Source organism: Bacillus cereus group sp. N24 (genome assembly GCF_016483345.1).
GTDB lineage: Bacteria > Bacillota > Bacilli > Bacillales > Bacillaceae_G > Bacillus_A > Bacillus_A toyonensis.
In genome coordinates this window covers 107371-126290 of record NZ_JAEHCA010000002.1, presented here as the reverse complement: position 1 = coordinate 126290, position 18920 = coordinate 107371, and the positions used below count along the sequence as shown (strand labels likewise).

The following is an 18920-nucleotide window of genomic DNA, read 5'->3' as shown; positions in this document are numbered from 1 at the left end:
ATGAGTAAACCGAAATATAATCGTGTCGTTTTAAAGCTGAGCGGAGAAGCTTTAGCTGGCGAGCAAGGATTTGGAATTAACCCAGCTGTTATCAAGTCAGTTGCGGAACAAGTGAAAGAAATTGCAGAACTTGATGTAGAGGTTGCTGTTGTTGTTGGTGGCGGTAACATTTGGCGTGGGAAAATTGGAAGCGAAATGGGCATGGATCGTGCAGGAGCAGATTACATGGGCATGTTAGCGACAGTTATGAATTCACTAGCTCTTCAAGATAGTTTAGAGAATATTGGAATTCAAACTCGCGTTCAAACTTCAATTGAGATGCGTCAAGTGGCAGAGCCTTACATTCGTCGTAAAGCAATTCGTCACTTAGAGAAAAAACGTGTTGTTATCTTTGCCGCAGGTACTGGTAACCCATACTTCTCTACAGATACGACAGCAGCATTACGTGCAGCGGAAATCGAAGCGGACGTTATTTTAATGGCGAAAAATAATGTGGATGGCGTATATAGTGCAGATCCATCTATTGATCCAACTGCTACGAAGTACGAAACGCTTACTTACTTAGACGTATTAAAAGAAGGTTTAGGTGTAATGGATTCTACAGCTTCTTCTCTATGTATGGATAATGATATTCCATTAATTGTATTCTCAGTTATGGAAAAAGGTAATATTAAACGTGCCGTTTTAGGCGAAAATATCGGAACAGTTGTAAGGGGGAAATAATTATGGGACAACAAGTATTGAAGTCTTCAAATGAAAAAATGGAAAAAGCAGTTGCTGCTTATTCTCGTGAATTAGCAACAGTTCGCGCTGGTCGTGCAAGCTCGTCTGTATTAGATAAGGTACAAGTTGATTACTATGGTGCACCAACACCAGTTGTGCAATTAGCGAACATTACAGTTCCAGAAGCACGTTTGCTTGTAATTCAACCGTATGATAAAACTTCTATCGGTGATATTGAAAAAGCAATTTTAAAAGCAGATTTAGGCTTAAACCCTTCTAATGACGGAACTGTAATTCGTATTGCATTCCCTGCATTAACAGAAGAGCGTCGTCGTGATCTTGTAAAAGTTGTGAAAAAATATGCTGAAGAAGCAAAAGTTGCGGTTCGTAACGTACGTCGTGACGGTAACGATGATCTTAAGAAGCTTGAAAAAGCTGGCGAGATTACGGAAGATGATTTAAGAGGATATACTGAAGATATCCAAAAAGAAACAGATAAATATATTGCAAAAGTTGACGAAATCGCAAAAAACAAAGAAAAAGAAATCATGGAAGTGTAATAGCGATAACTTCGCAAATATGACCCTCTTCTTAAGGGGGTCTTTTTACACTTTTAGGCATATGTCTGCTTGCTGGAGGGTATGAATGATGTTTAAAAACTTTCCTTTTTTTAAAAGTAAAAAGGACGCATCGTTTGATCATCTCGTTGAAGAAGTGAAAAAAGGGTATATACCAGAACATATTGCCATCATTATGGATGGTAATGGAAGATGGGCAAAGAGGAGAGCTATGCCTCGTATTGCGGGACATCATGAAGGTATGCAAGTTGTAAAGAAAATCACAAAATTTGCAAGTAAGCTTAATGTGAAAGTGTTAACTCTTTATGCTTTTTCAACTGAGAACTGGAAAAGACCGAAAAAGGAAGTTGACTATTTAATGAGGCTTCCAGAAGAATTTCTAGGTACATTTTTACCAGAATTGATTGAAGAAAACGTACAAGTCCGAGTAATAGGGCAAAAAGATCGTCTTCCTACGCATACACGCAGAGCGATGGAAAAAGCAATGGAAGATACGCAAGAGAATACGGGATTAATTCTCAATTTCGCGTTAAACTATGGAAGTCGAGATGAAATCGTTTCTGCTGTGCAACATATGATGAAAGATAGTGAGGAAGGAAAAATTCGTGCTGAAGAGATAAGTGAAGAAATGATTTCTTCCTACTTAATGACGGGTTCTTTACCTGATCCAGAGTTGTTAATTCGTACAAGCGGAGAGCTACGTATTAGTAATTTCATGTTATGGCAAATTGCATATTCGGAATTTTGGTTTACGGATGTGTATTGGCCAGACTTTACGGAAGAACATTTGCTTAGTGCGATTACAGACTTTCAACATAGAGGGCGCAGATTCGGAGGCGTGTAGAAAGAGAGGGTTTGGTAGTGAAACAGAGAATTATTACTGGAGTGGTTGCTGCCGCGCTATTCATTCCCATCGTAATTTACGGTGGCGTGCCTTTTACGGTTTTAGTGTATGCACTTGCTTCTATAGGTTTATATGAGTTAATTCGAATGAATAAGCTTACGCTTATTTCAGTACCAACAGTTTTAGCTGCGGTATTATTATGGACTATTTTAGTTCCAAGTAGTGCATCAGAACTATTTAGGTGGATTGGATTAGGTAAATTAGAAATTACGTTTGTGATTGTTTTATTACTTTTATCATATACAGTCCTTTCTAAGAATACATTTACTTTTGATAATGCTTCATTTTTACTTATGGCAACAACATATGTTGCAATGGGATTCTTATATCTGAATGAAACGAGAATATTAGGAATTAAATATGTGTTTTGCGCATTATTTGTTATATGGGCTACTGATTCAGGCGCATATTTCGTAGGAAAAGCATTAGGAAAAAGAAAATTATGGCCAGAAATTAGTCCAAATAAAACGATTGAAGGTTCAGTAGGTGGTATCGTTTGTGGAATTATTGTGGCACTTGTATACAACGTGTTCTTCCCAGTTGAATCGAATGTAGTAATTTTAATTGTGCTGACAATTATCATTTCTATTTTTGGACAAATTGGTGATTTAGTACAATCTGCATTTAAACGTCATTATGGTGTAAAAGATTCAGGTACAATTTTACCTGGACATGGTGGTATATTAGATCGAACAGATAGTTGGTTATTTGTGTTACCAATTCTCTACTTCTTATTGCAATACAATTAATAAATGAACGAGGGGTTGAAGTCATGAAAAACATTAGTTTATTAGGTGCAAGCGGATCAATTGGTACACAAACTTTAGATGTGTTACGCTCGCACCCAGACCAATTCCGTCTCGTTGCTTTTTCTGTAGGGAAAAATATTGACTACGCAGTAAAAGTAATTCAAGAATTTTCTCCGCAAATCGTTTCTGTGCAAAGAGCAGAAGATGTTATAAAATTACAAGCTGTTTCTGGTAATACAAAAGTTGTGTATGGTAGTGAAGGTCTTTTAGAAGTAGCATTACATCCAGATGCGGAGATTTTAGTAAATGCCGTTGTAGGTAGCGTAGGGTTGTTACCAACACTTCGTGCAATTGAGGCGAAAAAAACAATTGGAATTGCAAATAAAGAAACGTTAGTAACTGCAGGGCATCTAGTAATGGAAGCGGCGCAAAAACATAATGTTTCGTTACTTCCGGTAGATAGTGAACATTCAGCTATTTTTCAATGCTTGAATGGTGAAAATGAAAAAAGAATTTCTCGACTCATTATAACGGCTTCTGGTGGAAGTTTCCGTGATAAAACGAGAGATGAATTGCATCATGTGACCGTAGAAGATGCGCTTCGACATCCAAACTGGTCAATGGGTTCGAAAATTACAATTGATTCTGCTACAATGATGAATAAGGGACTAGAAGTAATTGAAGCACATTGGCTTTTTGGTATCCCTTATGAGCAAATTGATGTTGTTTTACATAAAGAAAGTATTATTCATTCTATGGTTGAATTTGAAGATCGTAGTGTAATGGCACAGCTTGGCTCACCTGATATGCGAGTACCAATTCAATACGCGCTTACATATCCTGATAGATTACCTCTTTCAGATACAAAACAGTTAAACTTATGGGAAATGGGAACATTGCATTTTGAAAAAATGAACCAAGAACGTTTCCGTTGTCTACGTTTTGCGTATGAGGCTGGGAAAACAGGTGGAAGTATGCCAGCTGTAATGAACGCTGCAAATGAAGTAGCTGTTGAAGCTTTTTTACAAAAGAGAATTGGTTTCTTAACAGTGGAAGACCTCATTGAAAAAGCAATGAACCATCACAATGTCATTGCACGTCCGAGCTTAGAGGAAATTCTGGAAATTGATGCAGCCACAAGACGGTTTGTGATGGAACAAATTTAGCAAAGGTGGTTATGGAATTGAATACAGCGATTGCCTTTATATTAATTTTCGGTGCACTCGTATTTTTCCATGAGCTAGGGCATCTATATTTCGCGAAAAGAGCAGGCATTTTATGTCGCGAGTTTGCGATTGGTTTTGGTCCGAAAATATTCTCATTTGAAAAGAATGAAACGGTGTATACGATTCGATTACTGCCCCTTGGTGGCTATGTAAGAATGGCTGGCGAGGATGCGGACACAGTGGAGTTAAAGCCAGGGAAAAAGGTTGGCCTTGTGCTAAATGAAAAAGACGAAGCTGTGAAATTAGTTTTTGATGGATATGAAAAATATCCCAATGTTCGTGTTATTGAAGTCGAACAAGCTGATTTAGAGCATAATCTAACGATTTCAGGCTATGAAGAGTATGAGGAAGAGCTTCAAACATTCCGAGTGAATGAAAAGGCTCGTATCATTACTGCTGGAGAAGAAATTCAAATTGCTCCGTATAACAGGCAATTTGGCTCTAAAAAATTGGGTCAACGTGCTTTAACAATCTTTGCGGGTCCTGCAATGAACTTCATTTTAGCATTTGTTATTTTTGTGATTCTTGGATTTGTACAAGGGGTTCCCATTGACAAACCAATGGTCGGAAAAATAATGGAAAATAGTGCAGCGCAGCAAGCTGGATTAAAAGAAAACGATACAATTCAAGCAATTGATGGGAAAAGTACAAGTACATGGAAAGATGTTGTTGCCATTGTACGTGAAAACCCGAATAAAGAAATTACGTTACAAGTAAAGCGTGATAATGAACAGCTTAATGTAAAAGTAACTCCAACACTCGATAAAGAAGGTAAAGAAGAAGTTGGTAGAATTGGTGTTTACTCTCCTGTAGAGAAAACAGTGATGGGTTCGATTAAATCAGGATTTGAACAAACGTACGAATGGACGAAACTAATTTTTGAGTCTCTTGTGAAATTAGTAACTGGTCAATTTTCTATTAATGAGTTGTCAGGTCCAGTAGGAATTTATAATCTAACAGATCAAGTCGTAGATTATGGATTTACGCGTGTGCTAAGTTTAGCGGCAGTTTTAAGTATAAACCTTGGTTTATTTAATCTATTACCAGTCCCTGCTTTAGACGGTGGACGTTTATTCTTCTTCTTAATCGAAGCGTTACGAGGAAAACCGATTGACCGTCAAAAAGAAGGAATGGTCCACTTTATTGGTTTTGCATTATTAATGTTACTAATGTTAGTTGTAACATGGAATGACATTCGTAAGTTTTTCTTGTAAAATAAAGTGAAACTTATAATGAAATAGAGCTCGTAGAATAAAATCCCTCACCTAACTCGAGGTGAGGGGTTTTACTGCGTGTAAGAGTAAAATGAAGAGGTGCGAATAAATGAAACAAAGTATGGTATTCAGTCCTACATTACGTGAAGTTCCAGCTGATGCTGAAATTAAGAGTCATCAATTATTACTTCGCGCAGGTTTTATGCGTCAAAATGCTTCTGGTATTTATAGTTTTCTACCATTTGGTTTAAAAGTACTACACAAAGTAGAACGTATCGTTCGAGAAGAAATGGAACGCGCAGGAGCTGTAGAATTATTAATGCCAGCGATGCAAGCTGCAGAATTATGGCAAGAATCAGGCCGTTGGTATTCTTACGGATCTGAATTAATGCGTATGAAAGATCGTAACGCTCGTGAATTTGCTTTAGGGGCGACACATGAAGAAGTAATTACTGATCTTGTACGTGATGAAGTAAAATCATATAAAAAATTACCGTTAACGCTATACCAAATTCAAACAAAGTTCCGTGACGAACAAAGACCTCGTTTCGGTTTATTACGTGGAAGAGAGTTTCTAATGAAAGATGCCTATTCTTTCCACGCTACGCAGGAGAGCTTAGATGAAGTGTATGATCGCTTATATAAAGCATACTCTAACATTTTTGCTCGTTGTGGCTTAAATTTCCGTGCGGTTATTGCTGACTCTGGAGCAATGGGCGGAAAAGATACACATGAATTTATGGTATTATCTGATGTTGGTGAAGATACTATTGCATACTCGGATACATCCAATTATGCAGCGAACATCGAAATGGCTCCTGTTGTAGCTTCGTATACGAAGAGTGACGAAGCAGAAAAGGCACTTGAAAAAGTAGCAACGCCAGATCAAAAAGCAATTGAAGAAGTATCTGCATTCTTAAACATTGAAGCAGAACAGTGTATTAAGTCTATGGTATTTAAAGTAGACGAGAAATTAGTAGTTGTACTTGTTCGTGGTGATCATGAAGTAAACGATGTAAAAGTGAAAAATGTATACGGCGCTTCAGTTGTTGAGCTTGCTTCTCATGAAGAAGTAAAAGAATTATTAAATTGTGAAGTTGGTTCATTAGGACCGATTGGTGTAACAGGTGATATCGAAATTATTGCTGACCATGCTGTAGCATCAATTGTAAACGGATGTTCAGGAGCGAATGAAGAAGGGTTCCATTATGTAAATATAAATCCAGAACGTGACTTTAAAGTAAGTCAATATACAGATTTACGCTTCATCCAAGAAGGAGACCAATCTCCAGATGGAAACGGAACAATTCTTTTCGCACGCGGAATTGAAGTTGGTCATGTATTTAAATTAGGAACTCGCTATAGTGAAGCGATGAACGCAACATTCCTAGATGAAAACGGGAAAACACAAGCACTTATTATGGGTTGTTACGGTATCGGTGTATCTCGTACAGTGGCAGCAATTGCAGAGCAGTTTAATGATGAGAACGGCTTAGTTTGGCCAAAAGCTGTAGCACCGTTCCATGTGCATGTAATTCCAGTAAATATGAAATCTGATGCACAACGTGAAATGGGTGAAAATATTTACAACTCATTACAAGAGCAAGGATATGAAGTATTACTAGATGATCGTGCAGAACGTGCAGGTGTTAAATTTGCAGATGCAGATTTATTTGGCCTTCCAGTTCGCGTTACGGTTGGTAAAAAAGCAGATGAAGGTATTGTAGAAGTGAAAGTACGTGCTACAGGCGAGTCTGAAGAAGTGAAAGTAGAAGAACTTCAAACATATATTGCTAATATTTTAAAATAAGAAGAGGTACCTCGTAATGAGGTACCTTCTCTTTCTTTGTAAACGTATTTTGTAAAAGAAGAAGGGAGACATCTTTCTTTGTAGTACGTTTCAATTTATAATAGCAAATGGAAGGAGAGTGCTTATGTCATTAACAAATGAACAACAAGAGCGATTTCAAATTTTGCTCCAGCAGTTGCAAATACCAGAAGACCTTATAAATCAATATTTACAGGGCGGTGGTATTGAAAAGCTAGTTATTGATAAAGCGAATAAAAGTTGGCATTTTGACTTACAAGTGCCACGTATTTTGCCGACAGAATTATATGAATTGCTAGAAATGAAGCTTAAGCAATCATTTTCTCATATTGCAAGAACAACATTTGCATTACAAGCAGAGAATAAACAATTTACAGAAGAAGAAGTGAAGGCATATTGGCCGCTTTGTACGGAGCGAATTACATTTTCACCTATGTTTGCTTACTTAAAGAAGCAACTACCTCAGGTAAATGGAGTGAAGTTGTTAATAAATGTGAATAACGAGTTAGAATCTACTGCTTTAAAGAAAAATGTTACGAAACCAGTAGGTGATCAATACGAAGCTTTTGGATTCCCACGGTTTCAGTTAGACACACATATAAAGCAAAATGCAGAAGAAATGCAAAAGTTTCGTGAGCAAACTCAGCAAGAAGACCGTGAGCGTGTAATACAAGCTATGGAAGAAATGGCGAAGAAGCAAGCTGAAGAAAGTAGCGTTGTGCATGAAGGACCGGTTGTACTCGGATATCTTATTAAGCCAGATGAAGAGATTACACCGATGCGAGAAATTCAAGATGAAGAACGAAGAAAAACGGTTCAAGGGTATGTATTCCATGTAGAAACAAAAGAGCTTCGTAGTGGGCGTACGTTATTAACTTTAAAAATAACGGACTATACGGATTCTATTATGATCAAAATGTTTTCGCGTGACAAAGAAGATATTCCAATGCTGCAATCCTTGAGAAAAGGAATGTGGGTGAAAGCACGTGGTTCTGTTCAAAATGATACATTTGTTCGAGATTTAGTAATGATTGCAAACGATATTAATGAAATAACAGGACCATCTCGTAAAGATAAGGCGCCAGAAGGTGAAAAACGTGTAGAGCTTCACCTTCATACCCCAATGAGTCAAATGGACGCTGTTACGCCTGTCTCTAGGCTTGTTGCTCAAGCTGGTAAATGGGGACATGCGGCTATTGCAGTTACAGACCATGCTGTTGCTCAGTCTTTCCCAGAAGCATACTCTGCGGGTAAAAAGGCTGGGGTTAAAGTTATATACGGTGTAGAGGCAAATTTAGTTAATGATGGTGTACCGATCGCATATAACGAAGCGCATCGTTTACTTGCAGAGGAAACGTATGTTGTTTTCGACGTTGAGACGACAGGTTTATCAGCTGTATACGATACAGTCATTGAGTTAGCTGCCGTAAAGATAAAAGGTGGCGAAATCATTGATCGTTTTGAATCTTTCGCAAATCCGCATCAACCATTATCTGCGACGATTATTGAATTAACAGGTATTACAGATGATATGTTAACTGATGCACCAGAAGTGGACGAAGTGTTTAAAAAGTTTGAGGAATGGATGGGTGACCATACACTTGTTGCTCATAACGCAAGCTTTGATATGGGCTTTATTAACGTAGGTTTTAAAAAGGCAGGGTTAGCAAAAACGAATAACCCTGTTATTGATACGTTAGAACTTGCGCGGTTCTTATTCCCGGAAATGAAAAACCATCGATTAAATACGATGTGTAAAAAGCTTGATATTGAATTAACGCAACATCACCGTGCGATTTATGATACTGAAGCAACGGGATACTTACTTGTGAAAATGCTAAAAGATGTAATTGAAAAGGGATTTGAATATCATGATCAATTAAATGATAGTATGGGACAAGGGGATGCGTATAAACGTGGGCGTCCAAGTCATATGACATTACTTGCTACATCAGATGTTGGATTGAAAAATTTATATAAACTTGTTTCATATTCTCACCTGAATTATTTTTACCGTGTGCCACGTGTACCAAGGTCACTATTAAAAAAATATCGTGAAGGAATTTTAGTAGGAACGGCTTGTGATAAAGGTGAAGTGTTTGAGGCAATGATGCAAAAAGCACCTGAAGAAGTAGAAGAAATTGCGCAATTCTATGATTACATTGAAGTAATGCCTCCAGAGGTGTTACGTCATTTAGTAGAACGTGAACTTGTTCGAGATGAAGGACAATTAAAAACAATTATTTCTAACTTAGTAAAACTGGGTGAGACGTTAGATAAACCGGTTGTCGCTACAGGGAACGTGCATTATTTAGATCAAGAGGATGCTATGTATCGTAAAATTTTAGTGAGTTCGCAGGGCGGAGCAAATCCGTTAAATCGACATTCATTACCGCCGGTACATTTCCGTACAACAGATGAGATGTTAGAGTGTTTTTCATTTTTAGGTGAAGACAAAGCGAAAGAAATTGTAGTAACGAATACACAAAAGGTTGCGTCATTAATTGGTGATGTTCATCCAGTAAAAGATGATTTATACACACCGAAAATTGAAGGTGCTGATGATGAAACGCGTGATATGAGTTATAAAATGGCGCGTAGCATTTATGGGGAAGAGCTACCAGAAATTGTAGAAGCCCGATTGGAAAAAGAATTAAAAAGTATTATCGGACATGGATTTGCTGTAATTTATTTAATTTCACATAAGCTAGTGAAAAAATCGTTAGTAGACGGATATTTAGTAGGTTCGCGTGGATCTGTAGGTTCATCATTCGTTGCAACGATGATGGAAATTACAGAAGTAAATCCATTACCACCACATTATGTATGTCCGAAGTGTAAGCAATCAGAATTCTTTAATGACGGCTCGGTAGGTTCTGGTTTTGACTTACCAGATAAAGAATGTCCAACATGTAATGTTTCATATGTAAAAGATGGACATGATATTCCGTTCGAAACGTTCCTTGGATTTAAAGGAGATAAGGTACCCGATATCGATTTGAACTTCTCCGGCGAATACCAACCACGTGCCCATAACTATACGAAAATACTGTTCGGTGAAGATTATGTATATCGTGCAGGAACGATTGGTACAGTTGCAGAAAAAACGGCTTATGGATATGTAAAAGGTTATGCAAATGATCATAATTTAACGATACGAAATGCAGAAATTGACCGCTTAGTAGCAGGGTGTACCGGTGTAAAACGTACAACTGGACAGCATCCAGGTGGTATTATCGTTGTGCCAGATTACATGGACATCTTTGATTTCTCACCAATACAGTATCCGGCAGATTCAATAGGGGCTGAGTGGAGAACGACACACTTTGATTTCCACTCAATTCATGATAATTTATTGAAACTTGATATACTAGGACACGATGATCCGACAGTTATTCGTATGTTACAAGATTTAAGTGGTATTGATCCGAAAACAATCCCAACAGATGATCCGGAAGTAATGAAGATTTTCTCAGGTCCGGAATCATTAGGAGTAACGGAAGAACAAATTAACTGTAAAACAGGTACACTTGGTATACCGGAATTCGGTACGAAATTCGTAAGACAAATGTTAGAAGAGACAAAACCAACGACATTCTCAGAGTTAGTCCAAATCTCTGGACTATCACATGGTACGGACGTATGGCTCGGTAATGCAAACGAGTTAATTTATAACGGTACATGTACGCTGAGTGAAGTTATCGGTTGTCGTGATGACATCATGGTATATTTAATCTATCAAGGTTTAGATCCATCATTAGCCTTCAAAATTATGGAGTCGGTTCGTAAAGGTAAAGGTGTACCGGAAGAATGGGAAGAGGACATGAAAAGTAATAATGTACCAGGTTGGTATATTGATTCATGTAAGAAGATTAAATACATGTTCCCTAAAGCCCATGCGGCTGCTTACGTACTTATGGCTGTACGTATCGCATATTTTAAAGTACATTTTGCACTTTTATTCTATGCGGCATACTTTACGGTTCGTGCAGATGACTTTGATGTAGAGGCGATGGCAAAAGGTTCAGCATCTATACGTGTAAAGATTGATGAAATTGCGCAAAAAGGATTAGATGCAGCGCCGAAAGAGAAGAGTTTATTAACGGTACTAGAAATGACACTTGAAATGTGTGAGCGTGGATACTCATTCCAAAAGGTTGATTTATATCGCTCGCATGCAACAGAATTCATTATTGATGGAGACTCATTAATTCCTCCATTTAATGCGGTGCCTGGTCTTGGTACAAACGCAGCTTTAAGTATCGTAGAAGCTCGTAAAAATGGAGATTTCTTATCAAAAGAAGATTTACAGCAGCGCAGTAAGGTTTCTAAAACGATTATTGAGTATTTAGATAGTCAAGGTTGCTTAGGTGATCTACCTGATCAAAACCAATTATCACTGTTCTAGCAGGTAGGAAAAGTCTTTGCAAATCAGTATTTGCTATGGTATACTATTAACCGAGATAACCATGTCATGTATATTGTGTGAAAAAAAGAGTGGGGAAACCCACTCTTTCGTGTTACTATCTACGTTTTATTGATGTAGAGAGGTAAGAAATTTCTGTCGTATATACATATTTTGTTACAAGTTTTACTTCTTAAATTTGGTAATACTAAGACAGATATTCCCTGCTTAACGGCAGGGGCTTTTGTTAGCTAACGAGAAAGAATAAGATAGACCGTTTTTATGGACGGAATCTTTTCTTGTAAATGGTACATGGCGGCAGGAAGGAGGCTGTTTATGGATAAGAAAGTCACAGAAGTTGTAGAAGCATTTGCGCAGCCGATCGTTGAAGAGTTAAATCTTGAACTTGTAGATGTAGAGTATGTGAAAGAAGGACAGGACTGGTTCTTACGCGTATTCATCGATTCTGAAAAGGGAGTCGACATTGAAGAATGCGGTGCGGTAAGTGAACGTTTAAGCGAAGCTTTAGATAAAGAGGATCCAATTCCTCATCTTTACTTTTTGGATGTATCATCTCCTGGAGCAGAACGCCCATTAAAGAAAGAGAAAGACTTCCAGCAAGCGGTAGGAAAACAAGTGGCAATTAAAACATATGAGCCCATTGATGGTGAAAAAATGTTTGAAGGAAAGCTACTTTCCTACGATGGTACTACAATTACACTATTATTAACAATTAAAACACGTAAAAAAGAAATCCAAATTCCAATGGATAAAGTTGCAAATGCGCGACTTGCTGTTACGTTTTAGTTAGAAGGGGGATCTTCATGAGCACTGAGTTGTTAGATGCCTTGCTCGTATTAGAGTCAGAAAAAGGAATTAGCAAAGATATTATTATTGATGCGATTGAAGCAGCATTAATCTCTGCTTATAAACGCAATTTTAACCAAGCACAAAACGTTCGTGTGAGCTTTAACCCAGAAGTGGGAACAATTCAAGTTTTAGCACGTAAAGACGTTGTTGATAATGTGTTTGATCCACGTCTTGAAATTTCTGTTGAAGAAGCAAGACAAATTAATCCAAACTATCAAGATGGTGACGTACTAGAAATTGAAGTAACACCAAAAGATTTCGGCCGCATTGCAGCACAAACTGCAAAACAGGTTGTAACACAACGAGTGCGTGAAGCAGAGCGTGGTGTTATTTACTCTGAGTTTAGTGACCGTGAAGAAGACATCATGGTTGGTATTGTACAACGTCAAGATGCTCGTTTCATCTATGTAAGCTTAGGGAAAGTAGAAGCTTTATTACCTGTAAGTGAGCAAATGCCAAACGAACAATACAAACCACATGATCGCATTCGCGTATTCATTACGAAAGTAGAAAAAACAACGAAGGGACCACAAATTTACGTATCACGTACACATCCTGGTCTTTTAAAACGTTTATTCGAAATGGAAGTTCCTGAGATTTATGATGGAACTGTTGAAATTCGTTCTGTGGCACGTGAAGCAGGCGATCGTTCTAAAATTTCTGTACATGCAGAGAACATTGATGTTGATCCAGTAGGCTCTTGTGTAGGACCGAAAGGACAACGTGTACAACGCATTGTAGATGAATTAAAAGGTGAAAAGATTGACATCGTTCGCTGGTCAAATGATCCAGTAGAATATGTTGCAAATGCTTTAAGCCCATCACAAGTTGTTAAAGTACTTGTAGATGAAGAAGAAAAAGCAACAACTGTTGTTGTTCCAGACCACCAACTTTCATTAGCTATCGGTAAACGTGGACAAAACGCGCGTCTTGCAGCTAAATTAACAGGTTGGAAAATTGATATTAAGAGTGAGTCTGATGCGAAACAACTAGGTATTGTAACAGAAGAAGATAGCGTAATCGCATTCGGATTCGATTCAGTTGAAGACGAAATCGAATAGAGGTGATGAGTATGAGCAATCGAAAAGTTCCGTTACGAAAATGTGTTGCAACGCAAGAAATGAAGTCAAAACGAGAGCTCGTTCGCATTGTTCGTTCCAAAGAGGGAGAAGTGTCCATTGATTTAACTGGAAAGAAATCAGGACGAGGTGCTTATTTATCAAAAGATAAAGAAAGTATTCTTCAAGCTCAAAAGAAAAATGTTTTGGAACATCATCTAAAAGCGAAAATCGACGGTTCTCTATACGAAGAGCTTCTTGAGCTTGTTGAGAAGGAGTCGAAATAAGTGTCCGATTGGAAATCGTTTTTAGGACTAGCAAACCGGGCTCGGAAAATTATTTCGGGTGAAGAACTTGTTTTAAAAGAAGTACGAAGTGGCAAAGCAAAGCTTGTGTTGCTATCTGAAGATGCGTCAGTGAATACAACAAAACGCATGACGGATAAAACGACGTATTACAACGTACCAATGAGAAAGGTCGAAAATCGACAACAATTAGGGCATGCGATTGGGAGAGATGAGCGAGTCGTTGTAGCTGTGTTAGATGAAGGCTTTGCGAAAAAGCTGCGTAGCATGCTCGATACAAATTACCGGGGGTGAAGGTATGAGTAAAATTCGAGTGCATGAATATGCAAAACAACATAATATCTCAAGTAAAGATCTTATGACAAAACTAAAAGAAATGAATATCGAGGTTTCGAATCATATGACAATGTTAGACGATGAAGTAGTAAACAAATTAGATAATGAGTACCAAGAAGAAAAACCTTCTGTTGCAGATGAGTTTGAAGTAGAAGAGAAAGTTGTTCGCAGTAAAAAGAACAGTAATAAGAAGAAGAAAAAAGGCAAAGATAACGAAGACAAGCGTCAAGATAACTTTGCTGGAAGACAACAAACGCAAATTGTAGAAACACCAGATAAAATTACTTTCTCTGGAAGCCTTACAGTAGGTGAGCTTGCTAAAAAATTAAGCAAAGAGCCGTCTGAAATTATTAAGAAGCTCTTCATGCTAGGAATTATGGCAACAATTAACCAAGACTTAGATAAAGATACAATTGAGTTAATTGCTACTGATTACGGTATTGAAGTAGAAGAAGAAGTAGTTGTAAGTGAAACTGAATTCGAAACATTCATCGATGAGCAAGATGATGAAGAAAACTTAAAAGAGCGTCCAGCTGTTGTTACAATTATGGGACACGTTGACCATGGTAAAACAACTTTACTTGACTCTATTCGTAATTCAAAAGTAACTGCTGGCGAAGCTGGTGGGATTACTCAGCATATTGGTGCATACCAAGTTGAAGTAAACGATAAGAAAATTACATTCTTAGATACGCCTGGTCACGCAGCATTTACAACGATGCGTGCTCGTGGGGCACAAGTAACGGATATTACAATTCTTGTTGTTGCAGCTGATGACGGTGTTATGCCACAAACAGTGGAAGCAATTAGCCATGCGAAAGCAGCTGGAGTACCAATTATTGTTGCTGTGAATAAAATGGATAAACCAGCGGCAAATCCTGATCGCGTAATGCAAGAATTAACAGAATATGAATTGGTTCCAGAAGCATGGGGCGGAGACACAATTTTCGTACCAATCTCTGCAATTCAAGGCGAGGGAATTGACAACTTGCTAGAAATGATTCTTCTTGTGAGTGAAGTAGAAGAATATAAAGCAAATCCAAATCGCTATGCAACTGGTACTGTAATTGAAGCGCAGCTTGATAAAGGTAAAGGAACTATCGCGACATTACTTGTTCAAAACGGTACACTTCGAGTTGGAGATCCAATTGTTGTTGGAACATCATTCGGTCGTGTTCGTGCAATGGTAAGTGATATTGGTCGTCGAGTAAAAGTTGCTGGTCCATCAACTCCTGTTGAAATTACAGGTTTAAATGAAGTACCACAAGCGGGAGATCGTTTCATGGCATTCGCTGATGAGAAGAAAGCTCGTCAAATCGGTGAATCACGTGCACAAGAAGCGTTAGTTGCTCAACGTGGTGAAAAATCTAAATTAAGCCTTGAAGATTTATTCCAACAAATCCAAGAGGGCGATGTAAAAGAAATTAACTTAATTGTGAAAGCAGATGTACAAGGTTCTGTTGAAGCAATGGCTGCATCACTTCGTAAGATCGATGTTGAAGGCGTAAAAGTAAAAATCATTCACACTGGTGTAGGTGCGATTACAGAATCTGATATTATTTTAGCTTCTGCATCTAATGCAATTGTAATTGGATTTAACGTACGCCCTGATGTGAATGCGAAGCGTACAGCTGAATTAGAGAACGTTGATGTTCGTTTACACCGTATTATCTATAAAGTAATCGAAGAAATCGAATCAGCAATGCAAGGGATGCTGGATCCAGAATTCGAAGAAAAAGTAATCGGTCAAGCGGAAGTACGCCAAACGTTCAAAGTAACAAAAGTTGGAACAATCGCAGGTTGTTACGTAATAGATGGTAAAATCACACGTGATAGTGGCGTTCGTATTATCCGTGATGGCGTAGTAATCTTCGAAGGACAACTTGATACGTTAAAACGTTTCAAAGACGACGTAAAAGAAGTTGCACAAAACTATGAGTGTGGTATTACAATTGAGAGATATAATGATCTTAAAGAAGGGGACATCATTGAAGCATACATTATGGAAGAAGTGAAGCGATGATTATCGCTTCACTCTCATTCGAGTGTATGATTTACGATGTGCATTCTTTAAAAGAGAAACGAGCAATTTTGCAAAGGGTGCTCACTCGTGTGAAGCAGCGTTATAACGTAGCTGTTTCAGAAGTAGGGCATCAAGATGTATGGCAACGTACAGAAATTGCAATTGTTTCCGTATCCTCAAATCGTGTTATCTGTGAAAAAGAAATGAATCGTGTACTTGAGTACATCGATTCATTTCCTGAAATTGAACGTACGATAACACAATTGGAATGGTACTGAATGAGGTGAAGAGTTATGAAATTACGTGCAAACCGTGTAGGCGAGCAAATGAAAAAAGAATTAGGCGACATTATCAGTCGTAAAATTAAAGATCCACGTGTCGGATTTGTTACAGTAACAGATGTGCAAGTGAGTGGAGATTTACAAATCGCTAAAGTGTATATTTCTGTTTTAGGTGATGATGAACAGAAAGAAAGTACATTAAAAGGTTTAGCGAAGGCAAAAGGCTTCATTCGTTCAGAAATCGGCCAACGTATTCGTCTTCGTAAAACACCGGAAATTTCTTTCGAATTTGATGAGTCTATTGGATATGGTCATCGAATTGATACACTTTTACATGAAATTAATAAAGACGGTAAACGTGAAGAATAATGGATAGACATTTGTCTATCCATTTTTTCAATGAAAAATAAGTTTGGATAATTATTATGAAAGAATTATGATGAGGTGAACATATATGGAAGGTGTAGTATTATTACATAAGCCAAAAGGCATGACATCACATGATTGTGTATTTAAATTAAGAAAGATATTACGTGAGAAACGTATTGGTCATACGGGAACATTAGATCCAGATGTAACAGGGGTATTACCGATTTGTGTTGGACGAGCAACGAAGATTGCACAGTTTTTAACGAGTGAAACAAAAACATATGAAGGTGAAGTAACATTAGGATTTTCAACAACAACTGAAGATGCTTCTGGTGAAGTTGTGGAAACGACAAATGTAGATCGTAGTATTACTCGTAAGGAAGTAGAAGGAGTTCTCGCAGCATTAACAGGTACGATTGAACAAACGCCTCCAATGTTTTCAGCTGTAAAAGTTAATGGAAAAAAATTATATGAATATGCAAGAGCGGGACAAGAAGTTGAACGTCCAGTTCGTACCATTACAATTCATGAATTCGTATTACTTGATGACCGTGAAATGTTTGAAGGGGAAAACATTTCATTCCGTTTCCGTGTAACGTGTAGTAAAGGGACATATGTAAGAACGCTAGCAGTAATGATTGGTGAAAAACTAGGTTTTCCATCACACATGTCCCATCTTGTAAGAACGGCATCTGGTGAATTTTTACTAGAAGATTGCATATCATTTGAAGAAATTGAAGAAAACGTGCAAAATGGAACAGTAGAGTCTATCTTCATTTCAATTGATGAAGCGTTAAGTAAATTCCCAAAAATGGTTGTAGATGAAAAGCAAGCAGAAAAAATAAAAAATGGTATGTTCTTAAAGAATGAATTAGAAATAACAGCACCATTCATTACAGTATTTGATAAAAATGACCGTTGCTTAGCAATTTATGAGCATCATCCAAAACACCCTGGTATGCTAAAGCCAATGAAAGTACTTGTGAATAATCAAGAACTAAAGCTATAATGAATTATTGGAAGGATTATTACAGAAAAAGGTGAATTCAAGCGTGAAACTTATTCATTTAACTCATCCACATGAACAAAATAAATTAGAATTACCACCTACTGTAATGGCATTAGGATTTTTTGATGGCATTCATTTAGGGCATCAGTGTGTGATTCGAACTGCGAAACAAATAGCGGATGAACGCGGATATAAAAGTGCAGTTATGACATTTCATCCCCATCCATCTGTTGTTTTAGGGAAAAAGGAAGCGCATGTGGAGTATATTACACCGATGCGTGATAAAGAAAAAATAGTCGAAAACTTAGGAATCGATATATTATATGTTATTAAATTTGATGAATCGTTTGCAGGTTTATTGCCACAGCAATTTGTAGATGATTATATTATTGGTTTAAATGTAAAGCATGTAGTAGCAGGGTTTGATTATTCATATGGACGTTTAGGAAAAGGGAAGATGGAGACTTTACCATTTCATGCAAGAGGGGAGTTTACACAAACTGTGATTGAAAAAGTTGAATTTCAAGAAGAGAAGGTAAGTTCTACAGCATTACGAAAGTTAATTCGAAATGGTGAAATGGAACAAATTCCATCTATTTTAGGTAGAGCCTATACAGTGGGAGGAACGGTTGTACATGGCGATAAACGTGGACGACAAATTGGTTTTCCAACCGCTAATGTAGGTTTAAGTGATGAGTATTTATTGCCACCTGTAGGTGTTTATGCAGTGAGATTAAAAGTTCACGATGAATGGTACGATGGTGTATGTAATATTGGATATAAACCAACTTTTAAAGAAAATGAGCGTCAATTATCTATTGAAGTACACTTATTTGAATTCAACAAAGACATATATGATCAAAGTGTTACAGTTGAGTGGCATATGCGTATAAGAGAAGAGAAGAAATTCAATGGTATTGATGAGCTAGTTGAACAAATCGCAAAAGATAAGAAAACAGCACAAGAATATTTTGCGAGTGAAAAGAATATACTTGCTTTTTCAAATGAAAAGTAGTATTCTATGTTATGTACTTTATGACAA

17 protein-coding genes are annotated in these 18920 nt (G+C 37.5%); all 17 read left to right on the top strand.

The window, feature by feature from the left end; all coding sequences use genetic code 11:
- The 17 genes from pyrH (at window position 1) to ribF (ending at window position 18893) form a co-directional block, all read left to right on the top strand.
- The gene (pyrH, locus tag JDS95_RS03575; protein ID WP_000042662.1) at window positions 1-723 is read left to right on the top strand and encodes a UMP kinase; all 723 of its coding nucleotides are present in this window, start codon (window positions 1-3) and stop codon (window positions 721-723) included.
- A 2-nt stretch (window positions 724-725) separates the two neighbouring features.
- Complete coding sequence (frr, locus tag JDS95_RS03570) at window positions 726-1283, top strand: ribosome recycling factor (protein ID WP_000531505.1); 558 nt, start codon at window positions 726-728, stop codon at window positions 1281-1283.
- 85 nt (window positions 1284-1368) lie between these two features.
- A complete protein-coding gene (gene uppS / locus JDS95_RS03565; RefSeq protein ID WP_000971308.1) occupies window positions 1369-2145 on the top strand; it encodes an isoprenyl transferase in 777 nt (258 codons plus the stop codon).
- Window positions 2146-2162: 17 nt separating this feature from the next.
- Complete coding sequence (gene cdsA / locus JDS95_RS03560) at window positions 2163-2954, top strand: phosphatidate cytidylyltransferase (RefSeq protein ID WP_000813595.1); 792 nt, start codon at window positions 2163-2165, stop codon at window positions 2952-2954.
- Between the two features lie 23 nt (window positions 2955-2977).
- Entirely contained in the window at window positions 2978-4120 is a 1143-nt protein-coding gene (gene dxr / locus JDS95_RS03555; RefSeq protein ID WP_000790353.1) for a 1-deoxy-D-xylulose-5-phosphate reductoisomerase, read from the top strand.
- A 17-nt stretch (window positions 4121-4137) separates the two neighbouring features.
- Window positions 4138-5394 carry an RIP metalloprotease RseP gene (gene rseP, locus JDS95_RS03550; RefSeq protein WP_001090232.1) on the top strand — a complete coding sequence of 419 codons (1257 nt, stop codon included), beginning with the start codon at window positions 4138-4140 and terminating at the stop codon, window positions 5392-5394.
- A gap of 109 nt (window positions 5395-5503) precedes the next feature.
- Window positions 5504-7204, top strand: a complete 1701-nt coding sequence (locus JDS95_RS03545; protein ID WP_000814319.1) for a proline--tRNA ligase — start codon at window positions 5504-5506, stop codon at window positions 7202-7204.
- A 124-nt stretch (window positions 7205-7328) separates the two neighbouring features.
- Entirely contained in the window at window positions 7329-11630 is a 4302-nt protein-coding gene (locus JDS95_RS03540; RefSeq protein WP_000060014.1) for a PolC-type DNA polymerase III, read from the top strand.
- Between the two features lie 333 nt (window positions 11631-11963).
- On the top strand, window positions 11964-12434 hold the full coding sequence (gene rimP, locus JDS95_RS03535) for a ribosome maturation factor RimP (protein ID WP_000359095.1): 471 nt from the start codon (window positions 11964-11966) through the stop codon (window positions 12432-12434).
- A 17-nt stretch (window positions 12435-12451) separates the two neighbouring features.
- On the top strand, window positions 12452-13558 hold the full coding sequence (nusA, locus tag JDS95_RS03530; RefSeq protein WP_000102596.1) for a transcription termination factor NusA: 1107 nt from the start codon (window positions 12452-12454) through the stop codon (window positions 13556-13558).
- A gap of 11 nt (window positions 13559-13569) precedes the next feature.
- Window positions 13570-13842, top strand: coding sequence for an RNase P modulator RnpM (rnpM, locus tag JDS95_RS03525; RefSeq protein WP_000071127.1), 273 nt, complete (start codon window positions 13570-13572; stop codon window positions 13840-13842).
- A complete protein-coding gene (locus JDS95_RS03520; protein WP_001286525.1) occupies window positions 13843-14154 on the top strand; it encodes a YlxQ family RNA-binding protein in 312 nt (103 codons plus the stop codon).
- Between the two features lie 4 nt (window positions 14155-14158).
- Window positions 14159-16219 carry a translation initiation factor IF-2 gene (infB, locus tag JDS95_RS03515; RefSeq protein WP_000036352.1) on the top strand — a complete coding sequence of 687 codons (2061 nt, stop codon included), beginning with the start codon at window positions 14159-14161 and terminating at the stop codon, window positions 16217-16219.
- Window positions 16216-16497 (top strand): DUF503 domain-containing protein, encoded by a 282-nt coding sequence (locus JDS95_RS03510; protein WP_000582364.1) that lies wholly within the window; start codon window positions 16216-16218, stop codon window positions 16495-16497. The genes infB and JDS95_RS03510 overlap by 4 nt, the downstream gene beginning before the upstream one ends.
- A 15-nt stretch (window positions 16498-16512) precedes the next feature.
- Window positions 16513-16869: a 30S ribosome-binding factor RbfA gene (gene rbfA / locus JDS95_RS03505; RefSeq protein WP_000776439.1), complete on the top strand. Its 357-nt coding sequence runs from the start codon at window positions 16513-16515 to the stop codon at window positions 16867-16869.
- Window positions 16870-16954: 85 nt separating this feature from the next.
- The gene (truB, locus tag JDS95_RS03500) at window positions 16955-17878 is read left to right on the top strand and encodes a tRNA pseudouridine(55) synthase TruB (RefSeq protein WP_000399360.1); all 924 of its coding nucleotides are present in this window, start codon (window positions 16955-16957) and stop codon (window positions 17876-17878) included.
- Between the two features lie 43 nt (window positions 17879-17921).
- Window positions 17922-18893 (top strand): bifunctional riboflavin kinase/FAD synthetase, encoded by a 972-nt coding sequence (gene ribF / locus JDS95_RS03495; protein ID WP_000766714.1) that lies wholly within the window; start codon window positions 17922-17924, stop codon window positions 18891-18893.
- Window positions 18894-18920 lie beyond the last annotated feature (27 nt).

Bases quoted from the DNA above. Each gene is read 5' to 3' on its own strand.
- JDS95_RS03545 (WP_000814319.1), top strand. From the start codon at position 5,504: ATGAAACAAAGTATGGTATTCAGTCCTACATTACGTGAAGTTCCAGCT.
- JDS95_RS03510 (WP_000582364.1), top strand. From the start codon at position 16,216: ATGATTATCGCTTCACTCTCATTCGAGTGTATGATTTACGATGTGCAT.
- uppS (WP_000971308.1), top strand. From the start codon at position 1,369: ATGATGTTTAAAAACTTTCCTTTTTTTAAAAGTAAAAAGGACGCATCG.
- rnpM (WP_000071127.1), top strand. From the start codon at position 13,570: ATGAGCAATCGAAAAGTTCCGTTACGAAAATGTGTTGCAACGCAAGAA.
- nusA (WP_000102596.1), top strand. From the start codon at position 12,452: ATGAGCACTGAGTTGTTAGATGCCTTGCTCGTATTAGAGTCAGAAAAA.
- frr (WP_000531505.1), top strand. From the start codon at position 726: ATGGGACAACAAGTATTGAAGTCTTCAAATGAAAAAATGGAAAAAGCA.
- pyrH (WP_000042662.1), top strand. From the start codon at position 1: ATGAGTAAACCGAAATATAATCGTGTCGTTTTAAAGCTGAGCGGAGAA.
- JDS95_RS03540 (WP_000060014.1), top strand. From the start codon at position 7,329: ATGTCATTAACAAATGAACAACAAGAGCGATTTCAAATTTTGCTCCAG.
- rbfA (WP_000776439.1), top strand. From the start codon at position 16,513: ATGAAATTACGTGCAAACCGTGTAGGCGAGCAAATGAAAAAAGAATTA.
- dxr (WP_000790353.1), top strand. From the start codon at position 2,978: ATGAAAAACATTAGTTTATTAGGTGCAAGCGGATCAATTGGTACACAA.
- infB (WP_000036352.1), top strand. From the start codon at position 14,159: ATGAGTAAAATTCGAGTGCATGAATATGCAAAACAACATAATATCTCA.
- rimP (WP_000359095.1), top strand. From the start codon at position 11,964: ATGGATAAGAAAGTCACAGAAGTTGTAGAAGCATTTGCGCAGCCGATC.
- truB (WP_000399360.1), top strand. From the start codon at position 16,955: ATGGAAGGTGTAGTATTATTACATAAGCCAAAAGGCATGACATCACAT.